We start from the raw sequence: 12,451 nt of genomic DNA, 5'->3' as shown, positions 1-12,451 counted from the left end.
TCATCACCTGCTCCGAATTTATCATTGAGCAGGTATTTTTAGATAATCAGAACATCGATGCTAGGTGTGGTTCGCTAGACGCTTACGTTTCAAGTACTAAAATAATACAGATTACTTATTCTCATCCATTTCGTATTTCTCGATTGCTTTACAAACCCTTTGGAAACTGTCATCTCCCATTGAAAATGCCTCCTCAAGATCGAAGTATGAGGGAGCGTTACTATAAGCTCGCCAGCAACTTCTCAAGTACTCTCTAAAAATGGTTGTTCTTGCATATCGGCTCGCAATTTTTAAGCATGATAAGTCTGCTATTAGTTCGTTTCTGGAAAGTTCTTCCATTATTGGGGTGTCAAAAAGCATCGCATCAAGATATGCAAATTCACCGAGCCACCTCTTGATATGATACGCACCGATAGTAGTTACCCTAAAGCTATCTGGCATATCTCCGATAAGATTACTATCTTCGTCTTCTTCAAACGTAACTCTTAGCGAGGTTTCTATCAGCTTTTTGTTCGTGGCTCTCCTCAATGCGGATTCTACCTGATTTGCTGTAAAGCCAGCATTTTGACATTCCTCTATCAAAGTTTCTGTCCTACAAAATCCATCCTTGTCCAAATGACCACCTTTCGTATCAAGATACGAAATAATAACTGGGACTAAGAAGTGTTCATTTGGATCTGCATTACATATATCGAGCACGTTCATTGAAATTGATGTATCTGGACTGTAGTGAGAGTGATCACCTAAAAGGGCCTGTTTAGAAAACTCATGTACAGGAATTCGATATTCTCCTTCCTTCTCCATGATATCAATTATCTTTTGTGCCTCTACGTTCGGAGATCCTATGAAGCCAGTAACGAACTCTATTACCGCGCGAATATTGCCACCAGTAATGTTCGTTAAGAACTCGTTTAGCTCTCTGTTATTTTGTAGGGATCGAACTAATGCTTCCAAGAATAAGGCTAAATTCTCAGATCGAACAGAAGGTAAATCGATCGCATGCTCTCCTCTAGCTAATTTAGCTGCGAACCGTAGCCTTTTTTCCACAACTTGGTCTACACGTGGTGGAGAGATGGTAAAGATTTTATGTGGGTAAGCTGTTAACGCCCCTGAACGTTTAGACTTATAAAACGTTTGTGGTCGCACAGACAGAAATACAGTAGCTTTCCACTCTTTGGCTAGCTCTTGAGAAATAATAAAGGCTTCCTGTTGAATGTCGAAGTCTCGTTGGTCAGCATTGTCAATACAAATTATGACTTGTTTTTTTCGCCCCTTCGCAATATGTTCTACCGAGCGCTTCATATGGTTACTTTTGTTTTCTACAAGGTTTGCCAGTACTTCTATAAGCTTTTCTTGGTATTTTTCTGGGTTTGAATCTTTGTAACCTCCCCATAAGCCGTTGGCAAACCTTCGAATTTCACTATTATACATCCCATGAATAAAACTCTTATCATAGGTGTCAACTTCATATTGACTTAGTAACTGATGCTCAATCTGATCCAAAATAAATGAGTTTATGTCTGTATTGAGAGAAGCATTTGCACCTAAGTCAATGTAGACATAAATAGCCTTACTAAACTCTTCGTGTGCGCTGTTATGCCTTAAATTCTTTACGAATGATGTTTTTCCTACTCCCACATCCCCTATCAGAACTATAGGACGTCTGGACAATGCTTCCGCTACGATATCAGGCGAAAAATTTGAGCCTTTTTTGGATTTTACAGGTTGAACTGATGGTTGCTCTTCTGATGCACTAAAGATTGCAGCGTACCTTGCTTCAAGTACATTCTTGCTCAGTAGAGCATATTTATTTAACGCTCCACTTTCGCAGTAACAGTCTTTGTAGAAATTACTCTCTAGCTCAGGGTTATCCATTACATCTTGTATGAACAACTCAGAAAGCTGTTTAAGTGAAGCTTGTACTTCACTTGGGTACCTAATCCTTGGATAATCGACTAATTGGCTTGAAAGCTTATTTGGAAGCCTTTTATCACCAATAGTCAATAGTCTAAAAAGTCTATTCTCTTCTATGCCTGCTTTTGATAAGCAGTTCCAAGCTTGAGTGAAGTGATGATGCATATGATCAAGTGAAGTAAAAACTAGTGCATCTCCATCCAGAACATCAACACCATCGGTACGCGAAGCCAAAAATGCTACATATTGGTGACCATTGGTAACTAGCGCCAAGGGAACACCTCGTCTAGCACAATAAGCCTGCACTTGTTCAATAGCTTCTTTAAGAGCTGTATTAGCTTCGAAAAGAGATTGAATCGGAACCGTCAACTGTTTAGATAGACCCGCAGGTATATCAAATGGGATACCTTCTCGTTTAGCTTCTACAACAAGTATTCTTGGTTTTCCTAACTCATAGTCAGTAAAGCCATTTTTTGACTCATATTTTTCAACTTCAATATCGTCTCGCCAGTTAAAGCAATCTTCCAAAACCCTATCTATGATATGAAAACGAGTTTGTGCTTCATTTTTAATATCTGCCTTTCCATACTTTTCAGCTAGCTCAAAAAAGACTTGTCGAGCCTGATGTAGATCGTTCATTCTTCATCCTTAATAATATAAGGCTATCTCAAATTGGTGCACATGAGAAAAGCAACAAATGGCATAATAATTTGATTAGAATAACTAGGTCAAATAAGCTGGCTTAAAAATTTGTGCTGAAGACTGCTTAACTCACAATGGGGCAGAAACGAGCTACGATTGAAGGTCCGCTGGCACAGAGCCGAACTTCGTCAAAGAGCGATTTGTTGTCATTGTTTTAGATTAAAATATGATGACTAAATTAGACGCTTAAGCAACTATTTTCTTATATATTCATTTAAATGATCAATGTGTTCATATTGTTCGCCCCAGCTTTTCTTGTAGGAGATAGAAAACTTAGTGATAGTAATGTCTTAGGTAATTTGCTAAAACTGTACAAAGTAGATAAGTGAGCGTGAGACAGGTAGAAATATGCGCGCTCGCGCATAGTTAGATTATTAAATGCTAGGAGGTTTAGTGCGCATGGAAGAGATATATCCAGCCGAAGAGTTACAAGACAAGTTTGAAGCCGAAGTCACCCTCGAATACTACTTCATGGAAGACGTAGACACTATTGCCAAACTTGAACCGAATTGCTTATGTGAAATCGGTGGTAACTCTTGGATGCATTATATTGAGTCAGGGGCTAAAGTTAACCCACGCAAGTTAAGCAAACACTTTGATAGCGGGAATCCATTTCTTTTCAAAGAAGTTGAGAAGGTTATGAAAAGAAAAGTTCTTCAAGACATAATGCTAGTGCATGCCAAGGTACAAGATCCTGAACTAGAAAATAACATTTGTGGTCAATTGCTTCTTGCTAGAGTTTATCCAAATAACTTACATATATCGGATGTTGAATTTAGCAACCCATATGAACCAGTACCAGAGAATGAGAAAAAGCATCATTTTCATGAATATCGTAGCCTTGGTCTGTTTGCCAAATTACTAGTAAATATTATTGCTTACGGTAAGAAAAATCGTATTTCGAACGTTACGCTTTCGGCCGCCTCAGATCACCAAATTAAATATTTTAAATCACACGGTTTTAGTATTGAGAACAACAATTTTGCAAAAGATGCTCTTGAACATGGTGTGAGTATACCAATGGTGCGTATATGCATATAACAAGCAAAAGCAGCAGGGCGGCTTCGCCACCGTTGGCACTTAGTCGAACTTCAACTATTCAGGGTCGCCGTTAGCCTAGTAATAATAAGAGGAAATATTTACCTTTTCCATATGTTAAAAAAGCTACGGCAAGTATAATATTTTTAGCTGGCAATAACTTACACTATTTGCTATCAGTATAAGTTCATAAAATAAGGACGTTTTCGCGTGAAAATAGGGAGAGTGTACTCTGATAAAGCTGTTAAACGATTCAAGAAATAAGGTGCATATGGATATATTCAGGCCAAGAATAACTGATCATCATGGAATACATAAATCACAACATGATTTAGACTTTGCTATTCAATTATTTGATGAAGACATTCCCCTATATGTGGACCCATTTCTCTTATGGAAGTCTCCATCTATGCAAGATCAGTCTTTGCATACAGCTATAACAAACTCTTTTAACCACCTAAATTTTCTAATAAAAAAAGGCAGGGAAACTGAGGCCATAGAAACTCTTATTAACTTGTCTGAATGTCCAGAAGTTGGGTTGGGTGTAGCAAAGAAACGCAGGGGGCAAAGGATAGGTAAAAAGCAAGCTATTGAGGTTCTTAATTTATTTAAAGATATACCTGAATATAGTCAATTTGGCTTCACCCATTTTGAGCTAATCCAACTATATGTTGGTGGTATATCAAAAGACAGAATTAGTGATATTGCTTGTAATTATATAAAATCTTTCCTGATTGATTATACGATTGAACAATGTGCTATTAATGGAATCCCAACAGAGGGTGTCATTCTTGATTCTGTATATAATTACCAAAAAAATTCTTTTGAGTTAAATCAAAAGGCATATCTTCCAGTTAACCCTAATACTAAAGAGCCTTTGATTTTTACACCAAAGCGTTGGCTTAGATTTAATCCCTGTATTAATTTCGAGGACTATTTTAAATCTCATTGTCCTAGAGATGAAATTTTTAACCCTAATGAGCCAGAAGAGCGAGTTAAAATATTAAACTTCAATAGAGATAATTATGGTGTCATCGAAGAATATATAAGATACAAGGAAAGAACTTCTCAAGATTGCCAAAACGACCCATTGTTTAGTCAGATTCCTGTCTTATCTGCGAAAAGAAAATTAAGCGACCTTTTAAAGCTTAACTCAGGAAAAGAAAACGGTGCAGATATAAAATATGAGGAATTATCAGCGGACTTATTAGCGACTCTATTCTATCCGCATTTGGACTTCGCACAAACACAGAGCCGAACAGAATCAGGCCGTCATATTCGTGATTTGATATTTTACAATAATCGAGATATTGATTTTCTCGATGAAATATTTACTGAATATGAGAATCGTCAACTTGTAATAGAGATGAAAAATGTAAAGAAAATTGAAAGGGACCACGTAAATCAGCTTAACCGCTATCTTCAACCAAATATTGGTAGGTTTGGGATATTTCTTACAAGAAATCCATTACCCAAAGCAATGTTTAGCAACACTATTGATTTATGGGCCTCACAAAGAAAGTGCATAATTGCAATTACTGATGATGATTTGAAGTTAATGGTCGATGTTTACGAAAGTAAACAGCGTGCGCCAATTGAAGTTTTAAAGAAAAAGTACATTGAATTTAGACGCTCTTGTCCCTCTTAAAGGAACTGTAATGAACAGAAATAACGTGGATACATTTGAAAAGCTATCAGGGCAATTATCGAGTACCTATGAAGAAATTTCCTTGCTGTCTAAGAAAAATCCAAATGACGCGGTTAACAAGTTCAAACTCAAGTTTGTTAATAAGCTGATATCACAAAGTAATGACTATTTGGCGGAAAAATACAAGCCATTCGATGACTTCGACAACTTCGATGAGGATGATATCCCACAAAATAGTGATGTTGTATTTATACTTTCGCAGTATTTACAGTGTTTTGAAAAGCAAAGAGCAGACAATGTTGTAATCAACCGTGGCGCTTGGTACTGGCGCGTTCAAGGAAATGATGAAGATAAACTAGATGAAGAGGGTATGGTGTTAATTCGTACCATTAAACCTAAGAAATTAAAGGACTGAAAAAGTGAGTATAGATAAATTATATACGTCTAATGACAAGGCAAAAACCCATGATAATATGATGCCTCTGCTAAATGCTATGTATTTAGAGTTTAAAGAATTATCTAAGAAAAAACCTGACTCTGCGGTTAGTAAGAGCAAGATTAAAATAGCCAATCGTTTATTAGATAAAGTTAGAACAGTTCTCAAAGATGAAGACTCTATCGACTTTTTAGACCTTCTTGAGGAAGACGACATCCCTCAGGTAAGTGATGTTACGTTGATACTATCTCAATATGTCGCTTCAATGAATGCTTTCCACAATAAGCATTATGGTTGGGATGGTTCGAAACAGACTTGGTACGTAAAGTAGTAAAATCGCTTAACAAATGACTATGTGCTGAATGCCCGCTTTTGGCACAAAGCCGTCCTTTGGCTCTAACTCATCTTTGTCCAAAAACGAGTTTAACCGACCGTCTGCTTCTCGCTCAAACCAGACCATTCTACATGGCTTTACCTGCCTAATAAACATAATTACTAATTGAAATATAATGGCAAACACACCCAGCAATAACAAATAAGTGCCAGATAGCGTGGCTAAATTGGGTGCTTTTAGCGCTGTAAAATAATGTACCTAAACTATAAAAAATACCGCCGGCAAGTAGCCAGTAAAGTGCTTTTACATCAACACTAGAGTAGAGCGGATATACAATAGCCAGTGCAAACCAGCCCATGAGTAAGTAGGTGGCGAGTGATATTTTTTTATTACCGTTTTTTACAAATACTTTGTACGCCACGCCCGCCAGTGCCACCGCCCAAATAAATGTAAGTGTGGCCCATGACCAAGCACCGGATAATGAGATTAATAAAAAGGGAGTGTAGGTGCCGGCAATTAATAAGTATATGGCGCAGTGATCGCACTTTTTATAAAAGGCTCTTAAGCGCGGTTGAATACTGGCGTGGTACAAAGTGGATGACAAAAACAGCACAAATAGGCTGCTGCCATAAATTGCAGTACTAATATACGCTTTAGTGCTGGTGGCTTGGCTAAATAAATCCCACATAACAAATGCGGCAAATATAATACCGAGTGCATGGCTGATTACGTTTAATTTCTCTTCTTTACGGGAATAAGGCGCTTCTAACGACATAACTGTTCCTACCACTATTGGAATTAATTTCAGTGTACAACTGTACGCTGAAGGTTTCAATCTTAGCTGTGAGTAATTCTAAATAACTTTATTTGATACGCTACTTTAGCTTTTACTTGATTTTAAAGAGAATTAATTCACTATGTTGGTGTCTAGTGTAATACATATTACGAGCTGAAATAACAATGAAACAAGATCTAAAAGCTGCTTTACTTACCGCCATTGTTTATCCTGGAGCGGGGCATTTCTCTTTAAAAAAACACCTAATAGGCGCTATTTTTGCGGGTGTATTTACTGTTTTTTTAATTTTAACCTTTCAAGATATATTTGCGATTGCACAGTGTACTGCAAATGAAATTGTACACGGTAAAATTCCTATGTCGGTTAAGGCCATTTTAAAAGCCGCGCAACAACCTTCCGACGCCTGCGCTAAACTCGCTGAATATAAGTATGTACCTTTAATGATTATAATTTGGGTGCTGAGTATGCTGGATGCATATCGTTTGGGCAGAAAAGCGCTGCCTACTAAAAAATAAGCCAGTTAATCAGAACTCGGTTTGGTTGGCTTATTAATATTTACTCTGATATTTAGCTATTATTGATGGCGGTAATAATTATTACCGCTTTTTCCATTTTTATACATATTTTTTGTAACCGAGATTTTTGCCTGCACCATGTAAACATCGTGTAAATACCTGTATATACCCAGTAAAATCCTCAAACCTCGTTAAATTGCTCACTTGTTGATACTTAGTTAATTAAAACCCTTCTCCTTGTTCCTTTTTATTCATTTAATGTTAATAAATAAATGATACTTTTTGCTCGCCAAATTAACTTTGTTTAACTATTAAGTGTTGGTTTTGTGTCAATTTATTACATCAAGCAATGACGACTGATAATTTCAATTTAAGGAAATACGATGAATAACAGTTCAAATAATCATAAAAGAAAGGATTTTAAAGTGGCGAGCTTATCGTTAGCTTTATTATTAGGGTGCTCAACCATGGCCAATGCCGCTGTTGAGAAGTTAACGGTGAGTGGGAATCAAATTCTTGCAGGTGGAGATAACACAAGCTTTGCAGGACCTAGCCTATTTTGGAGTAATACGGGGTGGGGCGCTGAAAAGTTTTATACAGCACAAACAGTAGCAAAGGCAAAAACTGAATTTAATGCAACATTAATTCGTGCAGCTATTGGGCATGGTACGAGTACTGGTGGTAGTTTGAACTTTGATTGGGAGGGCAATATGAGCCGTCTTGATACTGTTGTAAACGCAGCTATTAGCGAAGATATGTACGTTATTATTGATTTTCATAGCCATGAAGCACATACCGATCAAGCAACTGCAGTTCGCTTTTTTGAAGAGGTAGCTACTAAATATGGGCAGTACGACAATGTTATTTATGAAATTTATAACGAGCCGTTACAAATCTCGTGGGCTAACGATATTAAGCCTTACGCAGAAACAGTTATTGATAAAATTAGAGCAATCGATCCTGATAACTTAATTGTGGTTGGTACGCCTACGTGGTCGCAAGATGTTGATGTGGCATCACAAAACCCGATAGATGGCGCTAATATTGCTTACACTCTGCATTTTTATGCTGGCACACATGGTCAATCGTATCGAAATAAAGCACAAACAGCACTCGATAACGGCATTGCACTATTTGCTACAGAGTGGGGAACAGTTAATGCTGATGGCAATGGTGGTGTTAATGCTAATGAAACTGATGCATGGATGGCATTTTTTAAAACAAACAATATTAGCCACGCTAACTGGGCTTTAAACGATAAAAACGAAGGTGCTTCGTTATTTACCCCAGGCGGTAGTTGGAATTCATTAACCGCTTCAGGCGCTAAAGTTAAAGAGATCATTCAAGGTTGGGGTGGTAGTACGGTTGCTTTAGACTCTGATGGAGATGGTATAAGTGACAGCCTTGATCAGTGCGATAATACTCCCGCAGGTACAACGGTTGATAGTATTGGTTGTGAAGTAACTGACAGCGATGGCGATGGTATTAGCGATAGTGTTGATCAATGCCCTAATACACCTGTAGGTGAAACTGTTAATAATGTAGGTTGCGTTGTTGAAGTAGTTGAACCACAAAGCGATGCGGATAACGATGGAGTGAATGATGATATTGATCAGTGCCCAGATACACCCGCTGGTACAAGTGTTGATACAAACGGATGCAGTGTTGTAAGTTCAACAGATTGTAATGGTATTAATACATATCCTAATTGGGTAAAAAAAGATTATTCGGCCGGTGCGTTTACTCACAATAACACAGACGATAAAATGCAATATCAAGGTAATGCATACAGCGCAAATTGGTATACAAACAGCATTCCAGGAAGTGATGCTTCGTGGACGCTTATCTATAGCTGTAGTTAAACGCGTTAAATAAAATATGCGAAGAAGGTAAATAATACAATTTACCTTCTTTTTAAAAGTATTAGCCTTTATAAACACTTTGGTGTTGATCAGTGATGTTGTAGCTTGGGGAATTTATGTTATCTATATAGCGCCAATCGCTAGTAATTTGCTCTTTAGTAATAGTCAGTAACATATAACCACGGTGTGATAAGTCACAATAGTTTAAGTCGTTTATTAACAATGAAAGCGAGTCAGCCATTTGCTTTGCTTGTGCTGTATTAAGCGCTAAATAATGCTCCATACCCGGGGATGTAACACCAGGCGTTGCAAATTCTACTCCTACGCTTTCGCCTTTTGCATTTTTTAATGTGCCATGCCACGCATTGTGCGTATCACCTGCAACCACGACTAACTTTTTATTTAATGCGGTAACGCTTTTGTATAATGCTTCGCGCTCGCTTGGATAACCATCCCACGCATCTAAATTGTAAGGCATTAAAGTATTTACACGTGCGAGTTGCTCGGGTGTTACCGCTTTATTAGCTAACACGGCTTTTTTAATGGTAACAAGCTCTTTTAACACCTGCGGTATTTTAGTGCGATCGGATTGCGAGAATATTTCAGTAGGTAGCCACATTTTAGTCATCAATACTTGCTGGCCCAATACTTGCCATTTTGCATTTGATTTAGTTATTGCACTGGTGAGCCAGTTTAGTTGTGTGTTACCTAGTAACTGCCTATTTGGATTATTTAAATCACTGGCAAAGCGCGCAACATCCATTTGTTTGGTCTCTAGGTTTTTATAGTCGCTGTAAGCGAGTTGTTTATCGCGTGCTATTACGCGAGTATCTAGCATGTGTAAGCTTATTAAATTACCAAAATCAAAGGTGCGGTATATTTGCGGGCTTTGTTCGCCCATTGGCGGCCTAATTGGCAGCCATTCGTAATAGGCTTGAATAGCTGCTGCACGGCGCTCAAAAAAGTCACCTTCATCAGGGGTATGATTTTCAGCACCACTTTTATAGGTATCGTTGGTAACTTCGTGATCATCCCATATTGCAATAAAAGGCGCTGCAGCGTGAAGAGCTTGAAGGCCTTGGTCTGTTCTGTAAATAGCATAGCGCTTACGATAGTCGCTAAGGGTAATAATTTCACCACTGTTATCGGCTGCTAATTGGCGGCCAATTTTTTCAGCATTTTCGGTAGCGTATCCGCCCATTGGGTATTCGTAAATGTAATCTCCCAAATGCAGTACCACATCTAAATCTTTTTGTTTAGCGGCATCGGTGTAGGCATTAAAGTACCCAGCAGGATAGTTTGAGCACGACACAACAGCCATTTTTACTTGTTCAATGTTATTTATTGGTAGTGTTTTAGCACGGCCAATTGGGCTTTGTTTATTTAAACCCATAAACCGATAAAAGTACTCTGTGCTTGGAGCAAGTTCTTGCACATCTATTTTTATTGTAAAGTCTCTGCTTTTATCTGTTTGTTCGCGCCCGCTGCGGATGATGTTTTTAAATTGAGAGTCACTTGCCAGTTCCCAAGCAGCAGTAACTTCAAAATTTGATTGAGAAGTAGTTGCACGTGTCCAAATTATTAAAGCATTATTGAGCGGATCGCCACTGGCTACACCGTGTTTAAATTCAATAGCCGATAGTGGTTTGTTTGTTAATGTTTGAGCACAACCTGTAATGGCACTCGATACTGCGACGGTAAATATGCTTGCTGCTGAGGTTTTTAAGAAATTTCGACGTGATGAAAGGGTCATACTGCACTTTTTGAATTATTTATAGTGGTGTGCACTTTAGCGGGTAGATATGACGTTTTTATAAACGCTAAATGTATTTAGTGTGACGGTATTAATACATTTAAACCCTTTTATTTATTAACTAAAAAGTAGTCAAAAAATTAAATTAAATGGTTAAATTAACAAGGTATGAATTTTTTAAATTAAAGAGATGCATGTAAAATTGTTTAATTACAGTTGCTTACGATTTATTTTTATGTTGGCACAACCCTTGAGTATGTAACTACGTCTAAACAATACACAAACAAGGAATACCATTATGAAACATTCAATTAAAATCGCTATGGCAAGTTTATTAGTATTAGGTTCTGCGCAAGTACATGCAACAGAAGTGGACCTAGATGTAACTGATATATTAACTCAAAGTGTAGCAAGCTACGTAAAGCAAACCACAATCGAGCTTGAAAAATCACTAAAGGAAACGCTTTATTTTGATGCTAAAACTGTTTTAGAGGGTTTATTAGATGAGCCCGTTTTAACACATAGCACAACGCTTAAAAATACTGACACTAGTATAAAAAACGTAAAATAAATTATTTAAAGGATTAAAACGATGAGCAGTGAACTTGGATTGTTTGCATTAATGTTAGCACCCGTAGTCAGTATGATTAGCGCTTATTACTCGGTTCAAGTGTTTAAAGCTATGGGAGGTTGGTTTAATCTTTAGCCAATTATATAGCTGGTAATTAATTCGATTCATACAAAGCTGATCGACTTAGCAAAAGCGCACGTAAATAAAGGCAGAGTGTTTGAAAGAAGTAGACTTTATGAAACGTGCGATTTTTCCATTACCCATTTTTATGTTACCTGAAGGCTATACGCGATTACGCATATTTGAGCCTCGCTATTTAAATATGGTTAAAACCGCATTAAAAAACAATACAGGGTTTGTGCTTTGTACATTTGAGCACGACACACCATTTAATATAAGCGCGCAAGGTTGCCTTGTTGATATTATTGATTTTGACCAAGACGACAACGATGTATTATTAATCGATGTGTTTGCTTCTCAAAGCGTTCAAATAAATGACGTTTATCAAGACGAGGACGAACTGCGACATGGTTTGGTGTCTTCTTGTAATACGCCATATTGGTATAAGGATTCTAACAACTCAGTTGGCGAACATGACTTATTGCATGATGCGCTTTTAAACGTGTTTAAAAGTAATCCGGAACTTAATTTACTGTACAAAAAAACTCACTTTGACAAACTGCCTTGGATTGCAGCCCGTTGGCTTGAGCTCCTACCTATTTCTATTGAGAAAAAACAGCAACTTGCGTTTGAAACGAACTTTGATAACTTACTGAATTTCCTCCATACTGTGATTAATAACGAATTTGCCTAAATTTTATGATCCTAAATTAATTATTGCCCGTATTACTTAATACAAAAGCAATAACGGGATAAATTATT

Annotated in this window: 11 protein-coding genes; 8 read left to right on the top strand and 3 right to left on the bottom strand. The window is 37.5% G+C overall.

Features of this window, described 5'->3' with window-relative positions:
* Positions 1–111: 111 nt before the first annotated feature.
* Positions 112–2,553 carry a hypothetical protein gene (locus tag GQR47_RS18610; RefSeq protein WP_165724302.1) on the bottom strand — a complete coding sequence of 814 codons (2,442 nt, stop codon included), beginning with the start codon at positions 2,551–2,553 and terminating at the stop codon, positions 112–114.
* A 462-nt stretch (positions 2,554–3,015) separates the two neighbouring features.
* On the opposite strand from GQR47_RS18610, the gene GQR47_RS18605 reads away from it, so the two are divergent.
* The 4 genes from GQR47_RS18605 (at position 3,016) to GQR47_RS18590 (ending at position 6,069) form a co-directional block, all read left to right on the top strand.
* Positions 3,016–3,657, top strand: coding sequence for a hypothetical protein (locus GQR47_RS18605; RefSeq protein WP_154904073.1), 642 nt, complete (start codon positions 3,016–3,018; stop codon positions 3,655–3,657).
* 268 nt (positions 3,658–3,925) lie between these two features.
* Complete coding sequence (locus GQR47_RS18600; protein ID WP_154904072.1) at positions 3,926–5,302, top strand: hypothetical protein; 1,377 nt, start codon at positions 3,926–3,928, stop codon at positions 5,300–5,302.
* Between the two features lie 10 nt (positions 5,303–5,312).
* On the top strand, positions 5,313–5,717 hold the full coding sequence (locus GQR47_RS18595) for a hypothetical protein (protein ID WP_154904071.1): 405 nt from the start codon (positions 5,313–5,315) through the stop codon (positions 5,715–5,717).
* A 4-nt stretch (positions 5,718–5,721) separates the two neighbouring features.
* A complete protein-coding gene (locus GQR47_RS18590) occupies positions 5,722–6,069 on the top strand; it encodes a hypothetical protein (RefSeq protein WP_206016195.1) in 348 nt (115 codons plus the stop codon).
* Between the two features lie 148 nt (positions 6,070–6,217).
* Here the strand turns inward: GQR47_RS18590 and GQR47_RS18585 are convergent, their stop codons facing one another.
* Positions 6,218–6,847 carry a hemolysin III family protein gene (locus GQR47_RS18585; RefSeq protein ID WP_165724300.1) on the bottom strand — a complete coding sequence of 210 codons (630 nt, stop codon included), beginning with the start codon at positions 6,845–6,847 and terminating at the stop codon, positions 6,218–6,220.
* 185 nt (positions 6,848–7,032) lie between these two features.
* On the opposite strand from GQR47_RS18585, the gene GQR47_RS18580 reads away from it, so the two are divergent.
* Complete coding sequence (locus tag GQR47_RS18580) at positions 7,033–7,383, top strand: hypothetical protein (protein WP_165724298.1); 351 nt, start codon at positions 7,033–7,035, stop codon at positions 7,381–7,383.
* Between the two features lie 383 nt (positions 7,384–7,766).
* Entirely contained in the window at positions 7,767–9,245 is a 1,479-nt protein-coding gene (locus GQR47_RS18575) for a cellulase family glycosylhydrolase (RefSeq protein ID WP_165724296.1), read from the top strand.
* 61 nt (positions 9,246–9,306) lie between these two features.
* Here GQR47_RS18575 and GQR47_RS18570 read toward each other — a convergent pair whose 3' ends face one another.
* On the bottom strand, positions 9,307–10,998 hold the full coding sequence (locus GQR47_RS18570) for an alkaline phosphatase D family protein (protein WP_165724294.1): 1,692 nt from the start codon (positions 10,996–10,998) through the stop codon (positions 9,307–9,309).
* 298 nt (positions 10,999–11,296) lie between these two features.
* Between GQR47_RS18570 and GQR47_RS18565 the strand changes: the two genes are divergently transcribed.
* Positions 11,297–11,569, top strand: a complete 273-nt coding sequence (locus GQR47_RS18565) for a hypothetical protein (protein ID WP_024596914.1) — start codon at positions 11,297–11,299, stop codon at positions 11,567–11,569.
* 235 nt (positions 11,570–11,804) lie between these two features.
* A complete protein-coding gene (locus GQR47_RS18560; RefSeq protein ID WP_024596915.1) occupies positions 11,805–12,383 on the top strand; it encodes an LON peptidase substrate-binding domain-containing protein in 579 nt (192 codons plus the stop codon).
* The last annotated feature ends 68 nt before the right edge of the window (positions 12,384–12,451 follow it).

It is taken from the genome of Pseudoalteromonas sp. Z1A2 (assembly GCF_011378755.1).
In the GTDB taxonomy this organism is placed as follows: Bacteria; Pseudomonadota; Gammaproteobacteria; order Enterobacterales; family Alteromonadaceae; genus Pseudoalteromonas; species Pseudoalteromonas distincta.
This window is presented reverse-complemented; position numbering and strand designations above follow the sequence as displayed.